General features: G+C 31.0%; 28 protein-coding genes. 18 read left to right on the top strand and 10 right to left on the bottom strand.

Annotation, left to right across the window (positions count from 1 at the left end; genetic code table 11):
- Positions 1–4: 4 nt before the first annotated feature.
- The 3 genes from E0K96_RS02345 (at position 5) to E0K96_RS02335 (ending at position 2,175) form a co-directional block, all read left to right on the top strand.
- On the top strand, positions 5–625 hold the full coding sequence (locus E0K96_RS02345; RefSeq protein WP_087298097.1) for a DUF2238 domain-containing protein: 621 nt from the start codon (positions 5–7) through the stop codon (positions 623–625).
- Positions 626–1,000: 375 nt separating this feature from the next.
- Positions 1,001–1,603 carry a PTS sugar transporter subunit IIB gene (locus tag E0K96_RS02340; RefSeq protein ID WP_168080894.1) on the top strand — a complete coding sequence of 201 codons (603 nt, stop codon included), beginning with the start codon at positions 1,001–1,003 and terminating at the stop codon, positions 1,601–1,603.
- A complete protein-coding gene (locus E0K96_RS02335; protein WP_087298095.1) occupies positions 1,600–2,175 on the top strand; it encodes a sugar O-acetyltransferase in 576 nt (191 codons plus the stop codon). Before E0K96_RS02340 ends, E0K96_RS02335 begins: the two co-directional genes overlap by 4 nt.
- 387 nt (positions 2,176–2,562) lie before the next feature.
- Here E0K96_RS02335 and chbG read toward each other — a convergent pair whose 3' ends face one another.
- Positions 2,563–3,309, bottom strand: coding sequence for a chitin disaccharide deacetylase (chbG, locus tag E0K96_RS02330; RefSeq protein WP_168080893.1), 747 nt, complete (start codon positions 3,307–3,309; stop codon positions 2,563–2,565).
- Positions 3,310–3,441: 132 nt separating this feature from the next.
- On the opposite strand from chbG, the gene aroE reads away from it, so the two are divergent.
- From aroE to E0K96_RS02310, 4 genes are read left to right on the top strand one after another with little or no spacing between them, the layout of a single operon-like run.
- Positions 3,442–4,287, top strand: coding sequence for a shikimate dehydrogenase (gene aroE, locus E0K96_RS02325; protein WP_240924402.1), 846 nt, complete (start codon positions 3,442–3,444; stop codon positions 4,285–4,287).
- Between the two features lie 5 nt (positions 4,288–4,292).
- Positions 4,293–4,883, top strand: coding sequence for an XTP/dITP diphosphatase (locus E0K96_RS02320; protein WP_087244484.1), 591 nt, complete (start codon positions 4,293–4,295; stop codon positions 4,881–4,883).
- A gap of 2 nt (positions 4,884–4,885) precedes the next feature.
- Complete coding sequence (locus tag E0K96_RS02315; RefSeq protein WP_168080890.1) at positions 4,886–5,392, top strand: tRNA (cytidine(34)-2'-O)-methyltransferase; 507 nt, start codon at positions 4,886–4,888, stop codon at positions 5,390–5,392.
- Positions 5,367–6,026, top strand: a complete 660-nt coding sequence (locus E0K96_RS02310) for a TIGR01906 family membrane protein (protein ID WP_168080888.1) — start codon at positions 5,367–5,369, stop codon at positions 6,024–6,026. Before E0K96_RS02315 ends, E0K96_RS02310 begins: the two co-directional genes overlap by 26 nt.
- A gap of 26 nt (positions 6,027–6,052) precedes the next feature.
- Here the strand turns inward: E0K96_RS02310 and E0K96_RS02305 are convergent, their stop codons facing one another.
- Positions 6,053–6,649 (bottom strand): HAD family hydrolase, encoded by a 597-nt coding sequence (locus E0K96_RS02305; RefSeq protein WP_168080886.1) that lies wholly within the window; start codon positions 6,647–6,649, stop codon positions 6,053–6,055.
- A gap of 80 nt (positions 6,650–6,729) precedes the next feature.
- On the opposite strand from E0K96_RS02305, the gene E0K96_RS02300 reads away from it, so the two are divergent.
- On the top strand, positions 6,730–7,350 hold the full coding sequence (locus E0K96_RS02300; protein ID WP_168080884.1) for a phosphatase PAP2 family protein: 621 nt from the start codon (positions 6,730–6,732) through the stop codon (positions 7,348–7,350).
- Positions 7,351–7,517: 167 nt separating this feature from the next.
- Here E0K96_RS02300 and rbr read toward each other — a convergent pair whose 3' ends face one another.
- From rbr to E0K96_RS02285, 3 genes are all read right to left on the bottom strand, one after another.
- Complete coding sequence (gene rbr / locus E0K96_RS02295; protein ID WP_087244489.1) at positions 7,518–8,105, bottom strand: rubrerythrin; 588 nt, start codon at positions 8,103–8,105, stop codon at positions 7,518–7,520.
- A gap of 16 nt (positions 8,106–8,121) precedes the next feature.
- Positions 8,122–8,526: a Fur family transcriptional regulator gene (locus E0K96_RS02290; protein WP_087244490.1), complete on the bottom strand. Its 405-nt coding sequence runs from the start codon at positions 8,524–8,526 to the stop codon at positions 8,122–8,124.
- Between the two features lie 83 nt (positions 8,527–8,609).
- Complete coding sequence (locus tag E0K96_RS02285; protein ID WP_168080882.1) at positions 8,610–9,527, bottom strand: hypothetical protein; 918 nt, start codon at positions 9,525–9,527, stop codon at positions 8,610–8,612.
- Between the two features lie 32 nt (positions 9,528–9,559).
- On the opposite strand from E0K96_RS02285, the gene hflX reads away from it, so the two are divergent.
- Positions 9,560–10,789, top strand: a complete 1,230-nt coding sequence (gene hflX, locus E0K96_RS02280; protein ID WP_168080880.1) for a GTPase HflX — start codon at positions 9,560–9,562, stop codon at positions 10,787–10,789.
- A 237-nt stretch (positions 10,790–11,026) separates the two neighbouring features.
- On the opposite strand, the gene E0K96_RS02275 is transcribed toward hflX, so the two are convergent.
- Positions 11,027–11,653, bottom strand: coding sequence for a PTS sugar transporter subunit IIB (locus E0K96_RS02275; protein WP_165352251.1), 627 nt, complete (start codon positions 11,651–11,653; stop codon positions 11,027–11,029).
- Between the two features lie 139 nt (positions 11,654–11,792).
- On the opposite strand from E0K96_RS02275, the gene E0K96_RS02270 reads away from it, so the two are divergent.
- The 3 genes from E0K96_RS02270 to E0K96_RS02260 all read left to right on the top strand — a co-directional run bounded on the left by E0K96_RS02270 (position 11,793) and on the right by E0K96_RS02260 (position 13,863).
- A complete protein-coding gene (locus E0K96_RS02270; RefSeq protein WP_168080878.1) occupies positions 11,793–12,161 on the top strand; it encodes a DUF11 domain-containing protein in 369 nt (122 codons plus the stop codon).
- 110 nt (positions 12,162–12,271) lie between these two features.
- Complete coding sequence (locus tag E0K96_RS02265) at positions 12,272–13,033, top strand: metallophosphoesterase (protein WP_168080876.1); 762 nt, start codon at positions 12,272–12,274, stop codon at positions 13,031–13,033.
- 35 nt (positions 13,034–13,068) lie between these two features.
- Positions 13,069–13,863: a MurR/RpiR family transcriptional regulator gene (locus E0K96_RS02260; RefSeq protein ID WP_240924401.1), complete on the top strand. Its 795-nt coding sequence runs from the start codon at positions 13,069–13,071 to the stop codon at positions 13,861–13,863.
- On the opposite strand, the gene E0K96_RS02255 is transcribed toward E0K96_RS02260, so the two are convergent.
- From E0K96_RS02255 to E0K96_RS02245, 3 genes are all read right to left on the bottom strand, one after another.
- The gene (locus E0K96_RS02255; protein ID WP_168080872.1) at positions 13,857–14,678 is read right to left on the bottom strand and encodes a metallophosphoesterase; all 822 of its coding nucleotides are present in this window, start codon (positions 14,676–14,678) and stop codon (positions 13,857–13,859) included. The two genes, E0K96_RS02260 and E0K96_RS02255, sit on opposite strands and share 7 nt — an antisense overlap.
- Complete coding sequence (gene rnjA / locus E0K96_RS02250) at positions 14,675–16,417, bottom strand: ribonuclease J1 (RefSeq protein WP_168080870.1); 1,743 nt, start codon at positions 16,415–16,417, stop codon at positions 14,675–14,677. The genes E0K96_RS02255 and rnjA overlap by 4 nt, the downstream gene beginning before the upstream one ends.
- 269 nt (positions 16,418–16,686) lie before the next feature.
- On the bottom strand, positions 16,687–17,556 hold the full coding sequence (locus E0K96_RS02245) for a DegV family protein (protein WP_168080868.1): 870 nt from the start codon (positions 17,554–17,556) through the stop codon (positions 16,687–16,689).
- 179 nt (positions 17,557–17,735) lie between these two features.
- Between E0K96_RS02245 and E0K96_RS02240 the strand changes: the two genes are divergently transcribed.
- The 6 genes from E0K96_RS02240 (at position 17,736) to E0K96_RS02215 (ending at position 24,468) form a co-directional block, all read left to right on the top strand.
- The gene (locus E0K96_RS02240; RefSeq protein ID WP_087244500.1) at positions 17,736–18,551 is read left to right on the top strand and encodes a mechanosensitive ion channel family protein; all 816 of its coding nucleotides are present in this window, start codon (positions 17,736–17,738) and stop codon (positions 18,549–18,551) included.
- Between the two features lie 221 nt (positions 18,552–18,772).
- Positions 18,773–20,428, top strand: coding sequence for a peptide ABC transporter substrate-binding protein (locus tag E0K96_RS02235; protein ID WP_168080866.1), 1,656 nt, complete (start codon positions 18,773–18,775; stop codon positions 20,426–20,428).
- A gap of 113 nt (positions 20,429–20,541) precedes the next feature.
- Entirely contained in the window at positions 20,542–21,486 is a 945-nt protein-coding gene (locus E0K96_RS02230; RefSeq protein ID WP_168080864.1) for an ABC transporter permease, read from the top strand.
- A gap of 10 nt (positions 21,487–21,496) precedes the next feature.
- Positions 21,497–22,495, top strand: a complete 999-nt coding sequence (locus E0K96_RS02225; RefSeq protein ID WP_168080862.1) for an ABC transporter permease — start codon at positions 21,497–21,499, stop codon at positions 22,493–22,495.
- Positions 22,496–22,501: 6 nt separating this feature from the next.
- Complete coding sequence (locus E0K96_RS02220; protein WP_168080860.1) at positions 22,502–23,503, top strand: ABC transporter ATP-binding protein; 1,002 nt, start codon at positions 22,502–22,504, stop codon at positions 23,501–23,503.
- Positions 23,503–24,468, top strand: coding sequence for an ABC transporter ATP-binding protein (locus E0K96_RS02215; protein WP_168080858.1), 966 nt, complete (start codon positions 23,503–23,505; stop codon positions 24,466–24,468). The genes E0K96_RS02220 and E0K96_RS02215 overlap by 1 nt, the downstream gene beginning before the upstream one ends.
- Before the next feature lie 133 nt (positions 24,469–24,601).
- On the opposite strand, the gene E0K96_RS02210 is transcribed toward E0K96_RS02215, so the two are convergent.
- A complete protein-coding gene (locus tag E0K96_RS02210; RefSeq protein ID WP_168080856.1) occupies positions 24,602–25,663 on the bottom strand; it encodes a DUF2812 domain-containing protein in 1,062 nt (353 codons plus the stop codon).
- Positions 25,664–25,687 lie beyond the last annotated feature (24 nt).

Here is a 25,687-nt window from a genome sequence, read left to right as displayed (position 1 = left end):
CATTATGAAAAAATTAAAAACCATATGGTATAGCTGTTTAATCATTTATATTGTCACTTTAATATATGCTTTTTATGTCAATTGGCAAGGAAAGTATTTTGGAATGACTTTTGTTGCCTGTCTGACACCGTGGATTTTACCTGTACTCATGAAAATATTACATATCAAAGTTCCATTAGAATTTTATATCATTAATCTTGTTTTTGTTTATTTTGCCAGTCTTTGGGGAAGTTGCCTTGGAGGCTATTCAACGCCCTATTATGATAAATTTATACATTGTGCCAGTGGTGTTGTCATTTGTGAATTGATATATTTTATCTATAAATATTTTTTGAGAGAAGATCATCGTCAAAGTCTGATGTTTCTATTTTTGAATGCTGTTAATGCTTTAGTGGCTTTATTATGGGAGTTTTATGAATATGCTTTGTTAGTCTTTTTTAACTATGATGCTATTAATCATTGGACAAGTGGTGTCCATGATACATTGACAGATATGCTGGTTGCTGTGATTGGCGGGCTTGTTTTATCTTTCTATTTGATACATTTTGATCAAAGTCCCAAAGAACATTTCTTTGTGTCTTTGGAAAGAAAGATTTATCAGTTAAATCATAAAAAAGACTCATAACGATATGAAATGATACAGAGAATGAATGATCAATATTCATTCTTTTTTATATGAAATATGCGATTATCAAAAGATTAAACATTATGTATGATGTAGATAGAGTTGTCATTTTTATACCTAAATATACAAGAAGTGGTATAAATGATAAAATATTGCCGAGGAAATAGAAACCTTGTCGTTTATGATTGTAATGATTATGTAAAGTTACGGAATTTATAAACAACAGAAAAGTCTTTGAGAAGATGTGAAAAGACATGGAACATGAAAATAGATGAAGAAAAATCATTTGGGAAAATCGAGATGAGATTTTCTCTTTTTTATGTAGTTGGTATTTTGATGAAAGTTTAGTATAATAGACATATGGTGGTGAGGGCAATGGAAACTTTTTATAAACAGGAAGATTTAGAAGTCTTTAGAAAATGGGTTTATTATCAGGTAACAAGTGATCCTCGCTTAAAGCTAGAAAAATATGATTCAAGAACTTATAAAATTTATTATAAAAATCGTGTTGCCAGATTTGTTGTTTGGCCTATAGGAATTGTAGAAGAAGCGATTATGGAAGGAGAAGAACTGTTATTTTATTTACATTATCAGTTTTATAACTTTCATTATGCAACCAATCTGTTTCATCGTATGATGGAAAAACTGCTTGAAGATGAAAAGCCAAATTCTCATATTTTATTATGTTGTTCAGGTGGTATGACAACGGGATATTTTGCTGAAAAATTAAATAAATATTGTCAGTTAAATCATTTACCTTATCATATTGATGCAACAGCAGTTTATCAGTTAGAAAATGTTTATCAAAAATATGATTTGATTCTCATAGCTCCTCAACTCAGATATAAACAACATGAGTTATCGCAAAAATTAAAACCTGTTTTAGTAGATAATATAGATGCTTCTATTTTTGCTACTTATGACTGTCAGGCGATGATTGAACATATAGAAAAAATAATAAAGGATGAAAATAAATGAGTGAAAAAGAAAAAATGAAGGCTGGGCATTTATACCAGTCATATGATCAGGAATTATATCATGAAAGAGAGATTTGTAAACGAATGCTCTATGAATATAATCGTTATACTCCTGTTCAAAAAGAAGAAAAAGATGTTTTATTAAAGAAATTATTGAATTGTAAAGGTGAATTATGGATTGAACCACCTTTTTATTGTCAGTATGGTTACCATATTACAGTTGGTATTGATTTTTATAGTGATGTTAATCTCACTATTTTAGATCAGGGACTTGTAGAGATTGGAGATCATGTTGTCATGGGACCAAATGTGAATATCTATACTGCTTCTTATCCTTTTCATGAAGGACAAAGGATGCAAGGCTTAGAGTATGCACGTCCAGTTAAAATTTATGATTATGTGTGGATAGGTGGGAATGTGACTATTTTGCCAGGTGTTAAGATTAATCAGGGAGCTATCATTGGGGCAGGGAGTGTTGTCACTCATGACATTCCGCCATATGTAATCGCTGCAGGGAATCCATGTCAGGTGATTCGACCTATTACCAAAGAAGATCTTCATAAAAAATGGTAAATAACACAATTTGAAAAATCTTTTTACCTTGTTTTAACACTTCTTTTTGAAAGGAATGTTAAAATAACCTTGGTGGTGATAAGAGTGGATTATTTGGGATTGATTGTTCCAGGATTGTTTTTAGCCATATTAGGGGTATTAAATCAAATAGAGGGTCATGAAAAGTTATAAAAATCTTTTCAATAAAGAAAAAAGAGATTATAAGTTCGACTTACAATCTCTTTTTTTGTGTTATTATTTTTCGAAAGTTTTGTATTATATGAACTACAATCTCCATCTCTCTACCAAATAACTTCCACCTTGCTCTTCTTCCTCACCATATCCGTATCTCTACGGACATATCTATTTTAACATTTTTTTACAAGAATGCAAGAATCTTTTGTCAAATTATAAATGATTATGTGGAAGATCAGAAAAATTAATAAGTTTAATATGATTTTCTTGTATGAAAGTTTTGACTTCTGGTGAAGTTAAAAGTTCAAGTTCTTTCATACGTGGTAAGTTATAGCTGGACATATCATAGAGTCTTTGATCAAGATAAGCAGGGTGACACATGAATTCCAAAGGTCCATGATAGGATGAAAGAACATGTGTAAAATATTGATAATTAGCATCATCATTATACATCTGATCATAAACAGGAATATAAGGATATGTATCAAGAACCTGTTCACGTTGGCGAATAGGTAAATCATATTCTAAAGCTAATCGTTTTGTGACATCCAAATGCCATGGTAATAGATGGACATGATGGTGTGAATCAATATGTGTTGGTTTATGTCCAGCTATTTCAATAAATTTTTCTATCTGAGCTTTCCATTCACGATAAAGTTCATCTTGATTAGCGTGTGGTTTTCCATCAGGATAATCTTTTGGTCGAATAAAATCTCCATTTTGATCTGTATAGGATTGAGCTCCTTCTACTAAAGGACGACCAACGGTTAATACCAGGTGAACTCCAACTCCCAGTTGTGGAAATTTTTTAGCTTGTTCTAAAGCAAACTCAGCATAAGGCATATTCATCATACATGTTGTTGAAGTAATAATGCCTTGACTATGCCCTACAAGTATACCAATGGTATTGGCTTGTGTCATTCCAAAATCATCAGCATTCACTATTAATTGATTAATCATAAAAAATTACCTCCTATACATGATTATACTCGAAAAATAAAAATAGAAGTGTTTTTTTCATATTCTTAAAATAATTCTTTGAGTCTTGTAGATGATTGCTATATAATAGAAAAGAAATCAAGGAGGGTTATGATGAATAAGATTACGGGTTATACAGGATTATATGGTATTGTTGCTAATCCTATTAAACATTCCTTTTCACCAATGATGCATAATACAGCTTTTCAATACTTGGGTATTGATGATGTCTATTTGGCATTTGAGGTGGAGGAAAATCATTTTGCCAATTTTATAACAAGTGCCAGAATATTACCCATCAAGGGATTTAATGTATCCATGCCATATAAAGTGAAGATTTTATCTTATCTTGATGAACTGACTCCAGAAGCCAAACTCTGTCAGGCTGTTAATACAGTCAAAAATGATCATGGTAAGCTGATTGGTCATATCAGTGATGGAATCGGCTTTATCAAGGCCTGTGAAGAAAAACATTGGGATCTTGATCAACAGAAAATTGTTGTTTTGGGTGCTGGTGGGGCTGCTAGAGCTATTGTGGCTGCACTGACAAAACAGGCTAAGGATATTATTGTTTATAATCGCAGTCATAAGGATTGGGTTGAACAAATGAATCAACAATGTCATTGTTCTATAACATTAAAATCTTTGCAAGATATGCAATCTTTAAAAAATGATTTAAAAGATGCTTATTTGCTTATTCAAACTACAAATGTAGGAATGGAACCACATACTGATGGATGTTTAATTCCTGATAAATCTTATCTCAATAAGTCATTAAAGGTGGCTGATATTATTTATAATCCTCAAGAAACAAAGTTATTAACATTAGCAAAAGAAAATGGTCTTGAATATATGAATGGAGAAGGCATGATTCTTTATCAGGGTGCTGTTTCTTTTGAATTTTGGACGGGACAGAAAATGCCTATATCAGAAGTCAAGAAAAGTTTGAAAATGGAGTGAGAGAAATGAAAGAAATTATTGTAGCTTCTACAAATGAAGGAAAAATTAAAGAAATCAAAGCAATGTTAGAAGAAATTGGTATCGAAGTTAAATCATTAAAAGACGTGTTTGATCAAGACATAGATATTGAAGAAAATGGAAAGACTTTTCAGGAAAATGCTTTAATTAAAGCTCAGACAATTTGTGATATGATTCATAAGCCTGTATTGGCAGATGATTCTGGATTGGAAGTCAATGCCTTAGATGGAGCACCTGGAATTTATTCAGCACGTTTTATGGGGCATGATACAAGTTATGATATTAAGAATCAGTACATTATTGATGCTGTTAAGGGTAAAGATAGAGGTGCTAGATTTGTTTGCGCTATGGCTTTATGCAGGCCTGATCAACAGCCTATCTTGATTGAAGAATATTTTGATGGAGAAATTTATGATAAAATTGAAGGTGAAAATGGTTTTGGATATGACCCAATTTTTTATGTGCCAGAACTTCATAAAACATCTGCACAATTGACATTGGAAGAAAAAAATCAATATTCACATCGTGCCAAAGCACTTAAAAAGCTATATACAATTTTGAAAGGTGAGGGAGATTAATCATGAATCATATTGTTTTAGTACATCCTGCAATCCCTCAAAATACAGGGAATATTATGCGTACTTGTGTAGCAACACATTCGAAGTTGCATCTTATTAAACCATTAGGTTTTTCTTTAGATGATAAACATATGAAGCGTGCCGGGTTAGATTATATTAAAGATTTACAAATGCAGATATATGAAAACTGGGAAGATTTTGTGAGTCAAAATCACGGCGATTATCATTTTTTTACACGTTATTCAAAACTATGTTATAGTGATCAAAATTATGTATCTGATCAGGATCAATACATCATCTTTGGTCATGAACATGATGGAATCCCACATGATATTTTAAAACAGCATTTAGATGAATGTGTTCGTATTCCAATGGATGCTGATGCTAGAAGTTTAAATCTTTCTAATTGTGTCGCTATAGGTATTTACGAAGTATTACGCCAACAAAGCTATCCTGGTTTATCTAAAGTAGAGGTGCAAAAAGGTGCTGACTTCATTTATAAAGAATAGAAAAAGTGATATTTTCTTAGCTGTTGTTTTCGCTATTTTCATTATCAGTTTTGCGGTAGTATTTACAGTTTTCTTTAAACCGCTCTATTATTTTGATATTGATTTTTTAAATCTGAGTGAAAGTACAGGACTTTCAGCTGATGTCATTCGTCATAATTATGATGTTTTGATTCAATATCAGAGTCTTTTTTACCAAGGAGATCTCAATCTACCAAATTTTGTTATGTCAACAAGTGGACGTATTCATTTTGAAGAAGTCAAAAGAATCTTTGAAGCAATCCAAATGATTTGTGTTATCAGTGGTCTCATGACACTTATAGCGGGAATTTATCGTATAAAACAGCATGAATATCGTTTTTTAAGATTAACGTCATTGTCTTCAGTAGGTATCCCTTTAGTTATTGGATTTTTTGCAGCGATTGATTTTAATAAGGCTTTTATTCTTTTTCATCAAATAGTATTTAGAAATGATTATTGGATTTTTGATGAAACAACAGACCCAGTTATTACTATTTTACCAGAAACATTTTTTATGCATTGTTTGATGTTGATTATAGGTATAGTTCTTGTCATCAGTCTTATATTATATTTGATTTATTTAAGACAAAGAAAAAAGATTCTAGAAAATATATAAGACCTGTTATGTTGATCATAACAGGTTTATAAAATATGACGTTTTTGTAGTTCTGTTCTTAAATCACTTTGATAAGGAAGATAAATACCATGGATATTTAATTCTTCAGCCATTTTAATATTGGCAAGCATATCATCAATAAAAACAGATTCTTCAGGTTGAAGATGGTATCTTTCTAAAAGCAGTTTGTATATTTTTTGATCAGGTTTAACTAGATGTTCATTAGCTGAAATGACACCACCATCAAAAAGTTTGAAGAAATCATATCTTTCAAACATCGTTTCAATAGCTTCTTTATGGAAATTTGATAGCAGGTATAATGAATAACCTTTTTCTTTTAATTCTCTCACAATCGCTACATTGTCTTCTAAAGGAGTCATCATATGAGTCCAAGTTTCCATGACAAAAATAATTTCATCATGATAGTGAGGGTGTTTTAAAGTTAAAGACTGGATAGCATCTTGAATCATCATTGTTCCCATATCTAGTTCTATCCATTCATCACTAGAAAAGATAATCATCATCAAATCCCCCATAACAGAAGGATTAAAATGTTTTTGTAAATATGCTTCAGGTTGAAAATCTAAAAGGACATTACCTATATCAAAAATAATATTTTTCATAAAATTGTTCTCCGTTCATACCAAATTCATATAATTAAATCATCATGTTACTATATATTCTAGCATGGGAGGTTGTGTAGATGAAAGCATTTTTAGAAAAATATAATGGTTTAAAATATTTATTGTATTTTTTTATTGCTTATATGATTGGTTTTATGTTATTAGAAAATCATCATTCATCACGTATGATTATTACAGATTCATGGATTGATTCTTATATTCCATTTAATGAGTATTTTGTTATTCCATATATATTATGGTTTGTATTTATGGTATTAGGTTTTGCATATTTTGTTTTTATTGATCAGGTTGGTATTAAAAGAACATATTTTTACCTGTTTTTAGGTATGAGTTTATCTTTGCTTATTTATGCATTGATACCTACTGGTCAAAATTTAAGAGTTCAGTTATATAATGAAAACATATTTCAATGTCTGGTTAGCTTTATTTATTCCGTTGATTCATCTACCAACGTCTGTCCTAGCATTCATGTATATAACAGTGTTATGATGTGTGCATCGCTATTGAAAAGCCAAAGAATTAAACAGTATTCATGGTTATGTGTCGCTATTGTTGTTTTAACAGTGTTGATTTGTCTTTCAACTGTTATGATTAAACAGCATGCATTTATGGATATTGTTTGGGCATTGATTTTAGCAATGGTTATTTATTATATTGGAAAAAGAAAGTATGCCTTTTAATGGATGATCAAAAGCTAATAAAAATGCTAAAAGTAAAAAAGAGCATTGTATCATATGCTCTGATGTTAAAGATATCAGTGTTATTGATAGTGAAATATTTATGAAATGAATACGTTTGTATAAAGTTTAAAACCCAATTATGAATAAACATAATTGGGTTTAGATTTTTATCCTTTAAAGAAAGTATAAGCTTCAAAATGAGCTTGTGGATGATCGCAAGCAGGACATCTTTCAGGAGCTTCAGTTCCTTCATAAATAAATCCACAGTTATTACATTTCCACATAACAGCTTCGTCTTTTTTGAAGACTGTTCCATTTTCTAAGTTTTCTAATAATTTTAAGTATCTAGCTTCATGCATTTTTTCAGCAACAGCGATACTTTGACATACTTTAGCGATTTCAGGGAATCCTTCTTCTTCAGCAATTTTTGCAAATTCAGGATACATGTCAGTCCATTCTTCATTTTCACCAGCAGCAGCAGCTTTTAAACATTCAGCAGTTGTTCCAAGCATGATTGGGAAATCACCTTCGACATGTAAAGCTTCTCCCTTTAATTCAGCATTTAATAATTTCATTAATCTTTTAGCGTGTTCTTTTTCTTGATTTGCTGTTTCTTCGAAGATATTAGCAATTTGTACATATCCTTCTTTTTTCGCAATTGAAGAATAATAAGTGTAGCGATTTCTTGCTTGAGATTCTCCAGCAAATGCATGTAATAAATTGTTAGCAGTTCTTGTTCCTTTTAATGTTGGCATGATAATGCCCTCCTTCCTATGATTTTTTCTTTAAACAATGTGAACATGTTCCATGAAACAAAATATGTGCTCCGTGAATATCATGCTCGGATTGTTCGTTGACCTTATTAATAAGTTCATCCAGGGTAGATTGTTGACAAACGATATCTTGAATAGTTCCACATTCATCACATACCATATGAAAATGGGGTTCAATACGTGCATCGAAATGAATAACTCCATCACCAATATCTAAGCGTGTAATTCTTTTATGATCAGCTAATAAATTAAGATTTCGATAGACAGTTCCCAAACTAATATCAGGGATCAATTGTTTGACTTGTGTATAAATATCATCCACATTAGGGTGTGACCAATCATTTTTTAAAACTTCGTAAATTGTTTCCCTTTGTTTAGAATATCTTAACTTTGTTTCAGACATACTCTCACTCCTTATTAATAATGGTTACTATTATTATACCATATATCCTATGATTGTCAAATAATCCCGATGTTGAAATCATTCTATATCATCAAGTATTGTAAAAGTAAACAAATAATAAATGAAGAGAGTCCATGAAGCACTCTTGCGATGAAATATTTTCTAAAAGAATAGGGGATACCATCTAAAATATTATCCACTTGCATTAAAACTGATAATCCTGAAAATGATAAATAAAAGCTGACAAAGGGATAGACAAGCAGATGTTGATATTGTAATAATTGAATAGAACCGGAACTGAATTCTAAAAAACCTTTGATGATATTTAAAAGAAATGGGTTATGAATAATAGCCTGTAAGCTATAACCAATAAATTGAAAGACAAGCATATAGCCTAAAATAAATATAAAGGCTGTTAAAGAAGATGTAATACTTTTTTTTAGGGCTTCTACAAATCGCATCTGGGGATGAATGATTGGCTGAATACTTTCATGAAAAGACATCCATTGGTAATCTTGACGATAAAAGACAGCTTTGATTATACTTGGAAGAATATGACTTATATAAATCATCAGTACAACTGAAAAAGGCAGTTTTAGGGAAACAAAGATAAAGCTTAATGACGAAAAGGATGCTATGGAGAGAAGATGTTGTAGTTGGGAAATAGTAATATAACCTAATTCATAGGATTCTCTTAACATTTTTGCATTGGTTGGATAACCACAGAAAAAGGAAACAAAATAAAGAGAAGACATATGTGGTGTTAAATGAAAAAGTGGTGAAAAGAGAAATTGGATGAAATAACTGATGAGTTGAAAGATACCTAAAGATAGACACAAAGAAATTAAAATCATAAAGGGTAATAAAGATGGTAATAAATTAGTAAGGACAATCTGAATGACCTGTGAAGATACTTTGACAATCTGGAACATATTGAAAAAAGAAAAAAGAGTTGTAAAAAGAACAAGACAAAGTGTAAAATAATAATTAGCTTTTTTCATAAAGACTCCTTATTTGAAAGAGGTGAATAAAGATGAAAGGAATATTAGTTGGTGTTCAATATCCACAGATGACATATGATTTTGATATATCTATGCAGGAGTTAAAACAATTGGCTTATGCCTGTGATATTGAAGTCAAAGCTGTGGTGACACAAAACTTAGATACGATTTCTCCTCAATATTATATTGGTAAAGGGAAAGTCATGGAAATTAAAGAATTAGTAGAACAAGATGATATTGTGATTTTTAATGAAGAATTGACACCTTTGCAAATCAAAAACTTAACTGATCAATGTCAGGTAGAAGTGACTGATCGTAGTGATTTGATATTACGTATATTTGCTTCAAGAGCGAAAACAAAAGAAGCCAAATTAGAAGTCGGAATAGCCAGACTTCAATACTTACTTCCCAGATTAGCAGGAATGAAACAGAATCTTTATTCTCAACAGGGAGGTATGGGTTTTCGTGGTAGTGGAGAAAAGCAGATTGAATTAGATCGTCGTCGTATTCGTCGTCAATTAACGCAGGCTAAACGTGAATTAGCGATGATTGAAAAACAGCGTCAGACACAAAGACAGTTAAGAAAACATCACCAGGAAAAAGTGGTTTGTTTAGTGGGATATACAAATAGTGGTAAATCTTCTTTATTGAATGCTTTGACTTCTAAAAAGGTCTATGAAAAAGATATGCTTTTTGCGACTTTACAGACATCATCAAGACGTGTTTATATGAAAAAGCATCATGTCATCATGAGTGATACAGTAGGCTTTATTCATCAGTTGCCACATTCATTTGTGCAATCTTTTCGTTCAACATTAGAAGAAGTGAAAGATGCTGATTTGCTTATTCATGTGATTGATGCGTCTTCACCTTATTACCATAATCAAATAGAAACAACTTTATCAGTTCTTAAAGAACTTGATGCTTTGGATATTCCAATGATTTATGTTTATAATAAAATGGATTTGGTTCATCAGCCCATTGTTCATGAACAGGGTATATGCATAGATGTTTCAGTGAAAGAGAAAAAGCATTTAGATGATTTAGAAAATATGATCATTGATATTCTCTTTAAAGATTATGAATTGATAAGTGTTTATATTCCTTATGAAGAAGGGCATATTTTTAGTGAAATAGAATATCAATATGAAATACTTCATATTGAATATTTAGAAAAAGAAATCTATGTCAGCTTTTATGTGAATCAAAAACATAAACAGCGTTATCTTCCATATATGAAAAAAACGGATAGTTTACAATAAAATGAGCTATCCGTTTTATTATGAATATTTTTTATAAACAAAAGGTTTATGAATATTGTCTCCTGTTTATAAAGCAAATGATACTACCAATTAAAAAGAGAAATAATAAACTGATTTGTAAAAATCTTTTCATTCAAATAACCTCCTTTATTAAAATATAAAAAATAAATAACAAAGAATCATAGAGTAAATATGGAAAATCATGTAAAAATGATATGAAAAAAACATAGAATATATCTATGCTTGAATGTTTTTTTGAATTGTTTGAATAATGGCACGATAGTTTTTCGTCGCAAACAAAGTCGCATCAATACAATAAACTGGAATTTGATGTTGTGTATAAGCTAGAATTTCAGGTTCCATATGTGCAATTTGTGGTGCCAGATACAAGGCATCATAGTTTTGATAATTTTGATAAAGCTGATCTAATGATAATGAAACGAGCTGAAAATGTAGGTTTTCCAGTTCACAGACTTGTTGCATTTCTTCAATGAATACAGAAGTTGATAAACCACCAGTACAACAGAGCGCAATTTTCCATTCTTTTTGTTGGGTATACTGAATGATGGTTTGGTAAAATTTATGGAATAAGTGATAACATTGTGCCAAATCAGTAATCGTAAAATGTAAATAAAAGACAAGTTTTTCATCTTTGATACGCAAAATCTCTTCTTCTACGATATTATTATACCAAATCGTTATTTTCCCTTTCACTTTTGTTGTAGACAAACAGATAACTTTTAATTTTTCATTTTCTGTTTCCACATGATACTGAATATGATCTTGTTGGTATTGCTTATCATGACACAGAATCCATTTAAAAAATAATTGATTATAAATTGTACGATAGAATTCATCAAACATAATTTTCTCACCTACTTCCTTTATCATATACTATTTTTTAAAAAATAGATAATTTTTACAAAAAAAGAAAAGAAACGTTGTAAATGAACAGAACAACACAATGAATTTGCATAACTTATAAATGGAAGGAGGGAAATTTATGAAACATTCTCGTGTGTGTAATACTGCACAAGTGAAAACATCTTGTCATACAAGTGTCAGCAATGATGTGGAAACTTTAGTGAAAAAACCACTTCATATTTGTAAAAAAGTAGATAAAGAAGAAGCGTGTCAGGGAGAAACACTCACTTATACAATTAAAATTAAAAATCCATCATTGGTAAAAGAAACACAAGTTGTCTTTAGTGATTATATGGTTGAAAATGTGGAATATGTGGAAGATTCATTTTATGTTAATAGTCATGAACAAACACCCGCAATTGATAATCATACGCTTTATTATGTGATTCCATCTATTGATCCTATGTCAACTGTTGAAATTGTTTTCCAAGTGCGTATTACAGAATAGAGGTCTTTGACCTCTATTTCTCTTTTAAAGACATAATTTTTTTTAAAATAAAAGTGGGTTTAGTTTATAAAAAAATATAATTATGATAGAATGTAATGGGGTGATGATATATGGAAAAAAGAATATTTGTTATATCAGATCTTCATGGACAATTTGTATTGCTTCAATTGTTATTAGAGCGTATTGGTTTTACTGAAAATGATGAACTTTATATATTAGGGGATATTATGGATCGTGGACCTAATAGTATTGATATTTATTATTTTGTAAAGGCGATGGATAATATTCATATGATTAAGGGTAATCATGAAATTATGATGCGTCAATCTATGCTGGCTGCTTTGAAATATAATGATTTGGATTCAGAAAGATCGAACCCATATCGTTTATGGAAACAAAATGGTGGGCATAAAACAATTGATAGTATTAGAGAGTATTTACAAAAAGATTACATTCCTTATGAAGAGTATTTTGATTTAAAACATATGTTTATCAAAGAATTAATTTCATTTATTGATTCATTGCCAAGTTATTATGAATTAGATTTGAATGGAAAGCACTATGTATTGGTACATGCTGGGGTAGACCCAGAAATCCCATTAGAAGAAAATGATGAAGAAATTTTAGCATGGATTCGTGAATATTTCTATTTGAATGAAGCAAATCCAGATTACACGTACATCTTTGGACATACACCTTGTTGCTTTATTAATGATGATCATTCATTTGATATTTGGTATGATCCAGATTATCATAATAAAATTGCAATTGATGGTGGTTTGGCAGTAGGGAATAAAGGTCAGCTGAATTGTTTGTGTTTAACAAACGGTGAGGTTACAGTCATTAAATATGAGGAAGGACAATCTCAATGAGAAGTGCCTTCTATAATTTGATAAACTTCATCAATATGACAAATATTCATGATGTTTATTGGGGTGCAGCAAAGAAAATATTACAGAATATTTATAAGATTCCAGAGAGTAGTATTACTGATGTTGCGAAAATGTGTTATGTATCCACAGCAACTATTTCCAGACTTTGTCGTAAATTGAATTATGAATCATTTGCTGATTTTAAAAAAGATGTTACAATGAATCTTCATTATTTTAATCAAGATGCAAAAAGATTACTTTTTGATCATCAGCTTCCATCACCTGAAACAATAGGAGAAGGAAAAGAAATTTTTAAGAATCATTTTCAAAATGTAATTCGCAATCTTCAGGATACGTATGATAATATTCGTTATGAAGATTTGATCTATATTGTAGATAAAATTCATGATGCCAAACATATCTGTTTTGCAGGTAATTTCTTTACTCAGTCAGTGTCAATGCAATTACAGATTGAACTTTGTTATTTGGGTAAAGATTGTGTGGCTATGTATCCTTTAGAACAACAAAAAAACATTTATAAAACTTTAAATGATTGTGATTTAATTATTGTATCTTCTATTGCTGGTGGTTTTTTCAAAGATCATATTGAAACAATGAGAGAACTGGTGAAGACAGAAGCATATGTGATTGCTATTACACAATTAGAGGAGTTTCCATATAGTGATAAGGTCGATATGATTTTAAGAGTAGGAAATGATCATCATTCATTGATTGGTAAATTTTCTATTACATATATCTTTGAAGTATTAGAAGCCTTATATCATCTTAAATACGGTATGAAAAGCAATGAAAAAAGCAACGATTACTGAGAAGTATCGTTGCTTTTTGAAGTTAAGACAACAAAATTCACCTGATTTGGACATAACACTTTATATGGGAATGAAGAAGGACCGCTTAATCCATTTGAAACGATTAATGTCGCATTTTTTTCTTCATATTTTCCATGATTATAAGTCTTAGCTCCCTCGATTGGGAACATAGCACCCAAATAAGGCAGATATACAGAACCACCATAACTATGTCCTGATAATTGTAAATCCACAACATTTTTGGCTTGTGTAAATGTATCAGGCTGGTGTGAAATGCCAAGAATCAATTTATCTTGAGATGTTTTAAATTGAGAAAAATCATATTCATCATCATAGGCAACTAAAGTAAAATTGGTTCCTTTATAATAAATAGGTCTTGTTTCATTGCTGAGAACTTCAAACCCACCATTATTCAACACTTGTGTGACTTCTAATGATGAAGCTTCATCATGTTCACCAAGAACAGCTAATTTACCATACTGACATTGAATCTTTTTTAAGATTTGAGAAACTTCATCAGCTTTAAAAACTTGTTCATCATATAAATCTCCACCAAAGATAACCATATCAAATGGATATTCATTTAATTCATCAACAATTTTTTCAAAACGTGTGATGCTATCTTGGTCAGTGAGATTAACATCTGATATAAAAGCAATTTTAAAGCCATTTAATTGTGAAGAAACAAGAGAACTTATATATTTTTGTTCGTGAAATTCATAATTTTCTGGTGAAATGGCATAAACATAATAACCGAGAAAACATAAACCAAAGACGATTAATAATAAAATTAATCGTCTAATCAGCTTTTTCATACTTTTTTATTCATAATGACAGGAATAATCATTGGATTTCTTTTTGTTTTCTGATAGAAATAAGGAGCCAATGTATCCCTGATTGTATTTTTGATTTCACCAAAAGTTGTTTTTCTTTTTAATAATTTAGAAAGTTCTCGACTGACCAACAACTCAGCTTCACGAATCATATCCTTGCTATCTTGCATATACACAAAACCACGTGACATAATGATTGGTTTATTTAATAAACATCCTCCGCGAGAGTCCATAGAAATAAGGACTGAAACCATACCATCTTCACTTAAAATCTGACGGTCCCTTAAAACAGCAGTAGATAAACCGGTAATATCATTACCATCTACATAGATATCATCAACATGAATACGTGGTCCAAGACGTGCTTCTTCATTGTGTAAAAGTATAGAATCACCATTAGATAAAACAAAGGCGTTTCCTTTTGTGAGTCCAACTTCTTCAAATAACTTCGCATGAATTTTTAACATACGGTATTCCCCATGAACAGGGAAGAAATATTTAGGTCGTGTTAATAATAACATTAATTTTTGTTCCTCTTGAGAGGCATGTCCTGAAGTATGTAAGTTATTGATGGCTTCATTAGTTAAAACTCTGGCACCAGCACGGTATAATTTATTGATAACCTTGCTGACACTGCTGGCATTTCCAGGAATTGGATTTGATGAAAAGACAACAGTATCTCCTGGTTTAATAGAAACTTGACGATGTGTTCCATTCGCAATTCGGCTTAATGCAGCAAGCGCTTCTCCTTGGCTACCAGTACATAGAATTAAAATTTCATTATCAGGTAAGTTTTTAGCTTCATCATTTTTAATAAAGAAACGATCAGGACATTTAATATATCCCAGTTTTCTAGAAACCTGAATATTGTTTTCCATAGAACGACCAAATACTAAAATCTTACGATTGAATTTAACAGCCGCATCAATAATCTGTTGAACACGGTGGACGTTAGAAGCGAATGTCGCAACAATTAAACGACCTTCTGTCTTTCTAAATTCTTCTTGTACACTATAAGCAACCTGTTTTTCACTAATGGAAAAGTTAGGAACTTCAGCATTCGTAGAATCACTTAAAAGAAGAGTCACACCTGTTTCACCTAAAAAGGACATAACCTGAAAATCAGCAGGATCACCAACTGGCGTTAAATCAAATTTAAAATCTCCAGTCGAAACAATGCGACCATTAGGTGTGTTCACAACAATTCCTAAAGATTCAGGAATAGAGTGGTTAGTTTTAAAGAAACCAATATTAAAATATTTTGTTTTAACCTGCGATAGATTATTAATTTGAATCAATTTTGTGGCTTGAGTTAAACGTTTTTCTTCAAGCTTTCTTCTAATCATGGCACAAGCTAATGGTGAAGCATATATAAAAGGAATGTTCACAACCTGTAATAGAAAAGGAATTCCTCCAATGTGATCTTCATGTCCATGCGTAATCAATAAAGCTTTAATTTTCTTTTGGTTACGTTTTAAATATGTATAGTCTGGAATGACGTAATCAATTCCAGGAAGTCCATCTTCTGCAAATTTAACACCGGCATCAATAATGACCAATTCATCATTGTGTTCAATACAATACATATTTTTTCCAACTTCGTTAAGACCACCTAAGGCAAAAACTTTTGTATCAGTGGCTAATGATTCTTTTTTGTGTTTGTTTTTATTATTATAGGATGTTCTTCTTTGAAAAGAACGTTTTTGAGGCATATCTGCCATTCATTCTCACCTTTCTTTCTATTGATTTATAATGGATGTCTTTTTGAGATAGTTTTCAACAGCATGATGAAAGTATCTATACTTATATATATTATACCATTTTTCATATGTTTTTTCATTAGTGCTCTCTATTTTATCTATTATTATGATAAAAAAATGTTGAAAAATGAAAATCTATCTTATTGACATACTGTATCATAACTGAAAATATAGTGAAATGCAAATAGAAGATACGAATTTAACAAAAAAGCTACTCCTTTGAGTAGCCGTTAAATCTTTTTACATGCACCAATTGCTAAAGAGTGAGGTCCAATATGACAAGCAACACTTAATGAAAGTGGGTCACAAATGACTTCATGATTTGGGAAAGCTTCTTCCACTTCTTTTTTGAATTCAAGTGCCAAATCTCTATCATATGTATAAGCAATCATGATATGAGCCTCTGACATATCTTCATGTATGGGATCAATACGTTCTTTAATATCTTTTTGAAGGGCTTCAATCATTATTTTTGATGCCTTTTGCATTGTACGTGTTTTTTGGAAAGAATCTAATTTTTCACCTTGAATTGTGAGAACAGGTTTGATTTTTAATAATCCTCCTAAGGCTGCAGCAGCTGGTGTAATACGACCACCTTTTTTTAAATATTCCAAAGTGTTCACAGTAATATAGATAGATGCATTGAATTTATTTTCCATTAAGATATCATGAATCTCTTTTGCATCTTTACCTTGTTTCGCTAATGCCATGGCATCAAAAACATCACATTTTTGAGTCACAGAAATACGTTGTGAGTCTACAACAAAGACTTTTCCTTTATAATCTTCATCATCAGCTAACATCATAGCAGTCTGGCAAGAACCACTTAAACCACTTGACATTGGAATATGCACAATCTGATCATAATCTTCTAAAATACGATCAAAGAAAGCCGTCACTTCTCCAGCGGCTGGCTGTGAAGTAAAAACTTCAGCTCCATTCATTAACTTATCATAAAACTCTTCTTGAGTCAGATTGATATCTTCTTTATATTCCTGACCATCAATAGTAAAAGGCATAGGTAAAACAAAAATTCCTAATTCCTTGGCTTCACTTTGCGTAATTCCACTATTACTGTCAGTCATAATTGCTACTTTCATGAAATTCCTCCTTATGTTAATAATATTATTGTATCTAAATAAAAAAATAATGCAACTCTTTTTGTGCATTGAGATATATTTCTAGGGTGAAAATAATAATGATATATTCATATAAAATTGCAAAAAAGATATGATATAGATTGTGAATGTGATAAGATAATGAAAAAAAGAAAAGAGGAATGAAAATGCTAGATCGATTGATTGAAAAATATGCTGGCTTTGGTATGAGTGTCATAGAAGCTACCATTATATTTATAGTTGGATGGTATGCTGTGAAAATAATATTACATATTCTTTCAAAGATGATGAGAAGAAGTCAGATTGATGCGATTATTGAGAATTTTGTTATATCTATATTAAATATAGGATTAAAAATTATTGTGATTATTACTGTCATTGCACAGTTAGGTGTACCTACAACATCATTAGTAGCTGTTTTAACAACAGCTGGAGCCGCTATTGCATTAGGCTTGCAAGACTCTATGAAAGGTATTGCTTCAGGTATTACGATTTTATTTTCTAAACCATTTATTAAAGGAGATATTATAGAAATAGATGGCTATGTAGGAACTGTTCAGGAAATACAGCTTCTATATACAATTGTCATGACATTTGATAATAAAATGGTTGTTATTCCTAATAATGATCTGGTTTCATCTAGTTTTGTCAATTATTCACATGAAGATATCCGTCGTGTGACTATGACGGTAGAATTACATCCTGATAGCGATGTTCAAAAATTTAAGAGTGCTCTTATGAAAGTTATAGATCAGCATCCATATGCTTTAAAGGAACCAGCACCAGTTGTGAAAATTGGCGAATATAAAGAAAGAAGTGTTTCCATGCAAATATGGGTATGGTCTAAAAATGAATATTTTTATGATTTGAATGATGATTTGTGGGTAGCAGTTAGAGATATTTTCAAAGAACAAAATATCAAAATTCCATCACAACAAATTGATGTCCATATTCAACAAAATGATATAAAATCATAGAAAAAATGTTTAAACATTCATACAATACCGATATAATTGTATACATATTTCAAAAAATAATATCTATATTTAGTTAAAATACAAAAAAATGTGTGTTTCGGTTGGGTTATAACAAAAAAGCAAAAAAACATTAAAAAAGTATAGCAATCTTAAAAGAGTTGTGATATATTAGTAGAAAATAACTAACGTGATTGGTTATTTTGGAGGAGGGAAATTAAATAATGAAAAAGAATTGGTTTGCAAAAGCTGCCGCTTCTGTAACATGCTTAGCTATGTTAGTTGGATGTGGTGGTGGAAATGCACAAACACACGCAAACGAAGTCACAGTGAATTTGGGACAGGAGCCACCTGAATTAAATTCAATTTTGACTACAAGTACAGGGTCTATGAACGTTCTTAGACATTGTATGGAAGGTTTAGTAATGCAAAAAGAAAACGATGAAATCGTTCCTGGTGTTGCTGAAACTTGGGATGTATCTGATGATAGCAAAACTTATACATTCCACTTAAGAAAAGATGCAAAATGGAGTAACGGTGATCCTGTTACTGCACAAGATTTCAAATTTGCATTTGATACTCATTTCAATGTAAATACTGGAGCAACTTATGCAAGTACTTGGAAATCAAAAATTAAAGGTGCTGAAGAAGTTTATGCTAAAACTAAAGGATTAAGCACTGAAGAAGCTCAAAAAGTTATTGATCAATATGCTGGATGGAAAGCAGTAGATGACTATACATTCGTTGTAGAATTTACTGAACCATTTGGATATGCATTAGACTTATTAGCATTCCCATCATTCTTCCCAGTAAATCAAAAAGCATATGAAGAAATGGGTGGATATGATAAAAAATATGGTACTACTGAAACAAACTTACTTTATAATGGTAGATTTACTATTACAAAATGGACTCATAATGAATCATTAGAATTAACTAAAAATGATAATTATTGGGACAAAGATTCTGTTAAATTAGACAAAATCACAATGAAAATGATTGCTGATGCTAATACTGCTTTAAATGAATACAAAGCTGGTAACTTAGATATGATGGAAGTTAACGGTGAACAAGTTCAAACATTAGAAGCAGATGATCAATATAAAGATCAATTAGCAAACTTTGATGATGGTGGAGCTTGGTATTTTGAATACAACTTCACAAGCAAAGGATTTAACAATAAAAAAGTACGTCAAGCAATTACTTCAGGTATTGATGTACAATCATTAGTTGAAAAAATCATGTTATCAAAACATTCAAAAGTTTCTAACATGTTTACACCACCAGCAATTACTAATGGTAAATTTGGTGAATATTGTGGAGATATCTTAGTACGTAAAGATTTTGCAGAAGCAAAAAAATTACTAGAAGAAGGTTTAGCTGAAGAAAGATTAACTTTAGAAACTTTCAAACCAAAATTATTATGTGATGAAACAACTTCTGCTGTAAAACAAGCTAACTATATTCAAGAACAATTAAAAACAAATTTAGGTTTAACTGTTGAAGTTGATCAAAAAACTTACAAAGCACGTTTAGCTGATATGGATAAGAAAAATTATGACTTCGTATTAGCTGGATGGGGACCAGATTATAATGACCCTATGACATATTTAGACTTATATTTAAGCGATAGTTTAAATAACCATGCAGGATATGCAAATCCAGAATACGATGAAATCGTTACTAATGCACAAACTATTGCTGATCAAGATAAATATTTTGCAGAATTAAAGAAAGCTGAAGAAATTTTAGCTGATGAACAACCAGTTGGTTTCTTATATAATAGAAATAAAGATTATATCTTGAATCCAAGTGTAAAAGGTGTTGTAAGAACTGCATTCCAAGATATTAACTTAAACTATGCATATATTGAACAATAATTAAATAAAAATTTCATATTAATATGATAATTATTTTAGACTGGGCTATATGCTAATATAGCCCATCTTTATTGAATGAAAAAAAAGTGTTTTTTAAAAAAGGATGTGAAAAAATGTTAAAATATGTAGTTAAAAGAGTTATATATGCGTTGTTAACAATTTTTGTATTAATGCTATTAACATTTTTAATGATGCATAACTTACCTGGAGATCCATTCAGTACTGGTAAAGGGTTTGATCCTGCTACACTTGCGGCATTAGAGAAATTCTATGGGTTAGATAAACCCATTTTAGAACAATTTTTTATCTTTGTTGTGAATGCTTTTCAGGGAGATTTAGGAACTTCAATTATATATAATCGTCCAGTTATGGATATTATTATGGAAACTTTCCCAGTATCATTCCAATTAGGTATGGTATCTTTAATTTTCGCTGTTATCGCTGGGGTATTCTTAGGAGCACTTGCAGCTATTCGTAGAGGAAAGAAAACAGATACATTTGCGATGGTATTATCTGTTATCGGTGTTTCTATCCCAAGTTTTATTATTGCCTCTTTATTGCAATATTTCTTGGCATTGAAACTTTATCAGTGGACAGGATTAAGACTTTTCCAGATTACAGGATGGGGAAGTTTGAATCAAATGATTCTGCCTGCATTGGCTTTGAGTTTTAGTTCGCTAGCTACAGTTTCACGTTTGATGCGTACAAGTATGCTAGATGTTTTAAGCTCAGATTATATTAAAACTGCAAAAGCTAAAGGTCTTTCTGAAAAACAGATTTTATGGAAACATGCTTTACGTAATGCATTGATGCCTGTACTTACTGTTTTAGGTCCAACTGCAGCAGCAGTTTTAACTGGTGGTTTCGTTGTTGAAAAGATATTTACAATTCCAGGTATGGGGCGTTATTTTGTTGATTCAATTACACAAAATGACTTTACAATGATTGCTGGAGTTACATTATTTTATGGTGTATTCTTAATTGTCGCTATTTTAGTTGTCGATTTATTATATGGTGTCATTGACCCTCGTGTTAATGTTGCTAATGTGAAAGAATAGGGGGAGAGTCATGGAAAAGAAAGTAGAACAAGAATTAAATGAAATTTCTTTAGTAGATGAAGATGTTCTTTCACCTGATTGCGATATTGACGCAGAAGAATTTGAATGGGTTGGTCAGGATGAAGAAAAAATGCAAGCGATTGGACGACCAAGTGTCAGCTTCTGGAAAGATGCTTTCAATCGTATTAGAAAAGATAAAGTTGCTATGACTATTATTATTTTCTTAATTGTTTTAGGAATTTTGTCAGTCGCTGTTCCAATGTTTTCTCCATATACTATTTCTGAACAACATATTGAACATACTCATGCTGGTTTATTTTATAACGCTGGTGACCATATGCATATATTTGGTACAGATGATTTGGGTCGTGATCAGTTTACACGTATATTCTATGGAGCAAGAATTTCTTTAACAATTGCTCTTGCTGCAGTTTTTATTAATGTGATTGTTGGTGTTATTTACGGTGGTATTTCAGGATATTTCGGTGGATTAGCTGACAATATTATGATGCGTGTTGTTGAAATCATTAACGGTATTCCTTATCTATTAATCATTATTTTGTTAAGTTTGGTTATGGAAAAAGGTGTTATGACAATCATTTTTGCTTATTCACTTGTCGGTTGGGTTGGAACGGCCAGGCTGGTTCGTGGAGAAGTTATTCGTTTGAAAGAACAGGAATTTGTTATTTCTGCAAAAAGTATGGGAGCTTCACCAACACGTATTATTGCAAAACATTTAGTTCCTAATACTTTATCAGTTGTTATTGTTAACTTGACTTTAGCTATTCCTAATGCTATTTTCACTGAAGCATTCTTATCATATATTGGTTTAGGTGTTCCAGTTCCATTAGCATCAATGGGAACACTTGCTAATAACGGAAGTCAGTTCTTCCAGCAATATCCAATTGAATTAGTTATTCCTGCATTATTTATTAGTTTAACAATGCTTAGCTTCAATTTATTAGGCGATAAATTGAGAGATGCATTTGATCCTAAGTTAAGGAGGTAATCATCGATGAATCGTGTATTAGATATAAAAGATTTATATGTTTCATTTGATACTTATGCTGGTGAAGTTCAAGCTGTTCGTGGAGTGTCTTATCACGTTAACGAAGGTGAAGTATTGGCTGTCGTAGGTGAATCAGGATGTGGAAAAAGTGTTACTGCACAAACAATCATGAAACTAAATCCTATGCCACCAGCAAGAATTAAATCTGGTGAATTGACTTTATCAGGAATAGATATTATTCATACTCCAGAAGAAGATATGCAAAAGATTCGTGGGAAAGAAGTCAGTATGATCTTTCAGGATCCAATGACTTGTATGAATCCAACAATGAAGGTTGGTAAACAAATTGTTGAAGCGATTGTTCACCATCAAAAACTTTCTAAAGAAGAAGCAAATGCGAAAGCTATTGAAATGTTAAAATTAGTACAAATTCCTAATGCAGAAGAAAGAGCAAATCAATATCCACATCAGTTCTCTGGTGGGATGCGTCAACGTGCTATGATTGCGATGGCTTTATCATGTAACCCAAAACTATTGATTGCTGATGAACCAACAACAGCGTTGGACGTTACGATTCAGGCACAGATTATTGATTTGTTAGATGATATCAGAAAGAAAACTGGAACAGCAATTGTTTTAATCACTCACGATTTAGGAGTTGTAGCATCACTTGCTGATAGAATTGCTGTTATGTATGCTGGAAAAGTTGTTGAAACAGGTGCAGCTAAGGATATCTTCTATAATCCATCTCATCCATATACAGTTGCCTTACTGAACAGTTTACCAAAACATGATACGAATAAATCTGATAAATTATCATCAATTCCAGGAACACCACCTGATTTATTAGATCCACCAAAAGGATGTGCTTTTGCATCACGTTGTGAAAAATGTATGAAAATTTGTCAAAATAAACAACCACCAATTTTCAAATTAAATGATGGTCATGAAGCTTCATGCTGGTTATTACATAAAGATTGCCCATCATCTCAAGGAGGAAAATCATAATGGCTGATGAAAATATTTTATTAAAAGTTGATAATGTCTCTAAACACTTTAGAGTAGAAGGTGGAATATTAAAAGCTGTTAATGGTGTTACTTTAGATATTAAAAAAGGTGAGACTTTAGGTCTTGTTGGTGAATCTGGTTGTGGTAAATCAACACTTGGACGTGTTGTTATGGGGATTTATGAACCAACAGATGGAAAAATTATTTATGATGGACAAGAAATGCATATTAAGAATTCAAAAAAACGTGCTGAATATGCAAAACATGCACAAATGATTTTTCAAGATCCTTATGCATCATTAAATCCACGTATGACTGTTGAATCTATTATTGCTGAAGGTATGGAAATTCATAAGATGTATACACCTGAAAAAAGAAAGCAAAGAGTTCATGAATTACTTGAACTTGTTGGTTTAAATAAAGAACATGCAAACCGTTTCCCTCATGAGTTCTCAGGTGGACAACGTCAACGTATTGGTATTGCCAGAGCTTTGGCTATTGAACCAGAATTTTTAGTTTGTGATGAACCAATTTCAGCGTTAGATGTATCAATCCAATCACAGGTTATTAACTTATTAATTGATTTACAGAAAAAATTAGGATTAACATACTTATTTATTGCGCATGATTTGGATATTGTAAGATATATTTCAGATCGTATTGCAGTTATGTATTTAGGACATTTGGTAGAATTAGGAACAAGTGATGAAGTATATTCTCATTCATTACACCCTTATTCAGAAGCGTTATTATCTGCTGTACCAATTCCTGATCCTCAATTAGAAAAAGATAAACAGCGTATCATTCTTGAAGGTGATGTACCAAGCCCAATTAATCTCCCAGCTGGTTGTCCATTTGCTGGAAGATGTCGTTATGCAACAGAAGAATGTAAGACAAATAAACCTTCTTTAGAAGAAGTAAAACCAGGACACTTCGTTGCTTGTCATCACCCACTTGTAAAATAAAAATGTCTAGATAATAAAAAGACTCTTATACATGAGGTATGTATAGAGTTTTTTTATTGAATAATTCTAACATGAGATATATATGAGTTTATATAAAAAAATCCTATGAAAAAGTAGGATTTTTTTATATAAATTATTTATAATAGTTTTGAATAATAGTGATATTTTCTTGTGATAATTCAAAAGATGGCATGACAATGATAACTGATTGTTTATGTAATAAAACAAGTGAAACCAATTGATTATCTGCATAACCATAAATACAAGAATGATCTTCTTTTATTTTATTACTTCCATAAAGTTGAGGTTCACTTTTTATCTGTTCAAATATGTGTTGAGCACGTTGAGATGAATTAAACTGGTATTCTTTAATATAGAGAGCTTCATTACCCTGTTTTGCAGTTTCTAAAGAAATATAAGTATGTGGGATAGTAAAGCTTGCATAAGATTGTGTTGATAGCTCAGTTGACTTTTGAATATCAAAATCATTTAACTGTAATATGGCATGTTGTTCAGGTGTAAAAGATTTAGCATTGAAAGTATCTTCAGCTAAACCACCAACAACCAGGATGAATGATAGTATTGCAAGGAAAGAATACAGAGTTCTAAAGAATTTTAGTTTTTTAATCTGGAAATGTGGCTGACCACTTTGTATTTGTTTATAAAAGCTACTTATACCATAAAAATTACAGAAATTTCTATATAAAACTGTTATTAATAAGAAAATGATTCCAATGTAAGTTGTTGTGATACCATAGCTGTTAAACTGATCAAAAGATGCATGAAGTAAATAATTAAGATACATGATGGAAATAATAAGAGCAATGATAAAATAAATCAAAGACGAAAGTCTTATTTTGAATGATAAAGCATCTATTTTTGATTCATGGTGAAAAGGAAAGTTTTTTTCTTCATTTGAAGTAAAGACATACATATTATTTTTACTATAAATATATTTTAAACCCTGTTCTTCTTTTTGATCAATAAAATGATAATGACTTGTTCTTTGAGAAATTTTTGAGGAACCTGTAGGATTAAAAAAATCAATTGTATAATAAACTGGTTTATCTTTCTTTCTAAAAAATGAGATTATAGATAAATCATTTGTGCTGTATCCTTGTTTACCTAATTTATCTAATTCTTCCTGTAATAACTCATATTCATAAGGTTTATAATGAATGAACTTAATTTTCATAAGAATTTCCTCCTTAATGTGGTT

It is taken from the genome of Massilimicrobiota sp. SW1139, assembly GCF_012027715.1.
Lineage (GTDB): Bacteria > Bacillota_I > Bacilli_A > Erysipelotrichales > Coprobacillaceae > Allocoprobacillus > Allocoprobacillus merdigallinarum.
The sequence above is the reverse complement of the archived record's forward strand: the minus strand, read 5'-3'. Positions and strand labels throughout refer to the sequence as shown.

Bases quoted from the DNA above. Each gene is read 5' to 3' on its own strand.
- E0K96_RS02225 (WP_168080862.1), top strand. From the start codon at position 21,497: ATGGAAAAGAAAGTAGAACAAGAATTAAATGAAATTTCTTTAGTAGAT.
- E0K96_RS02245 (WP_168080868.1), bottom strand. From the start codon at position 17,556: ATGAAAGTAGCAATTATGACTGACAGTAATAGTGGAATTACGCAAAGT.
- E0K96_RS02240 (WP_087244500.1), top strand. From the start codon at position 17,736: ATGAAAATGCTAGATCGATTGATTGAAAAATATGCTGGCTTTGGTATG.
- E0K96_RS02305 (WP_168080886.1), bottom strand. From the start codon at position 6,649: ATGAAAAATATTATTTTTGATATAGGTAATGTCCTTTTAGATTTTCAA.
- rnjA (WP_168080870.1), bottom strand. From the start codon at position 16,417: ATGGCAGATATGCCTCAAAAACGTTCTTTTCAAAGAAGAACATCCTAT.
- E0K96_RS02345 (WP_087298097.1), top strand. From the start codon at position 5: ATGAAAAAATTAAAAACCATATGGTATAGCTGTTTAATCATTTATATT.
- E0K96_RS02265 (WP_168080876.1), top strand. From the start codon at position 12,272: ATGGAAAAAAGAATATTTGTTATATCAGATCTTCATGGACAATTTGTA.
- E0K96_RS02315 (WP_168080890.1), top strand. From the start codon at position 4,886: ATGAATCATATTGTTTTAGTACATCCTGCAATCCCTCAAAATACAGGG.
- E0K96_RS02320 (WP_087244484.1), top strand. From the start codon at position 4,293: ATGAAAGAAATTATTGTAGCTTCTACAAATGAAGGAAAAATTAAAGAA.
- rbr (WP_087244489.1), bottom strand. From the start codon at position 8,105: ATGCCAACATTAAAAGGAACAAGAACTGCTAACAATTTATTACATGCA.
- E0K96_RS02290 (WP_087244490.1), bottom strand. From the start codon at position 8,526: ATGTCTGAAACAAAGTTAAGATATTCTAAACAAAGGGAAACAATTTAC.
- E0K96_RS02275 (WP_165352251.1), bottom strand. From the start codon at position 11,653: ATGTTTGATGAATTCTATCGTACAATTTATAATCAATTATTTTTTAAA.
- E0K96_RS02300 (WP_168080884.1), top strand. From the start codon at position 6,730: ATGAAAGCATTTTTAGAAAAATATAATGGTTTAAAATATTTATTGTAT.
- E0K96_RS02335 (WP_087298095.1), top strand. From the start codon at position 1,600: ATGAGTGAAAAAGAAAAAATGAAGGCTGGGCATTTATACCAGTCATAT.
- E0K96_RS02260 (WP_240924401.1), top strand. From the start codon at position 13,069: ATGACAAATATTCATGATGTTTATTGGGGTGCAGCAAAGAAAATATTA.
- E0K96_RS02230 (WP_168080864.1), top strand. From the start codon at position 20,542: ATGTTAAAATATGTAGTTAAAAGAGTTATATATGCGTTGTTAACAATT.
- E0K96_RS02340 (WP_168080894.1), top strand. From the start codon at position 1,001: ATGGAAACTTTTTATAAACAGGAAGATTTAGAAGTCTTTAGAAAATGG.
- hflX (WP_168080880.1), top strand. From the start codon at position 9,560: ATGAAAGGAATATTAGTTGGTGTTCAATATCCACAGATGACATATGAT.
- E0K96_RS02255 (WP_168080872.1), bottom strand. From the start codon at position 14,678: ATGAAAAAGCTGATTAGACGATTAATTTTATTATTAATCGTCTTTGGT.
- chbG (WP_168080893.1), bottom strand. From the start codon at position 3,309: ATGATTAATCAATTAATAGTGAATGCTGATGATTTTGGAATGACACAA.
- E0K96_RS02270 (WP_168080878.1), top strand. From the start codon at position 11,793: ATGAAACATTCTCGTGTGTGTAATACTGCACAAGTGAAAACATCTTGT.
- E0K96_RS02235 (WP_168080866.1), top strand. From the start codon at position 18,773: ATGAAAAAGAATTGGTTTGCAAAAGCTGCCGCTTCTGTAACATGCTTA.
- E0K96_RS02285 (WP_168080882.1), bottom strand. From the start codon at position 9,527: ATGAAAAAAGCTAATTATTATTTTACACTTTGTCTTGTTCTTTTTACA.
- aroE (WP_240924402.1), top strand. From the start codon at position 3,442: ATGAATAAGATTACGGGTTATACAGGATTATATGGTATTGTTGCTAAT.
- E0K96_RS02210 (WP_168080856.1), bottom strand. From the start codon at position 25,663: ATGAAAATTAAGTTCATTCATTATAAACCTTATGAATATGAGTTATTA.
- E0K96_RS02215 (WP_168080858.1), top strand. From the start codon at position 23,503: ATGGCTGATGAAAATATTTTATTAAAAGTTGATAATGTCTCTAAACAC.
- E0K96_RS02220 (WP_168080860.1), top strand. From the start codon at position 22,502: ATGAATCGTGTATTAGATATAAAAGATTTATATGTTTCATTTGATACT.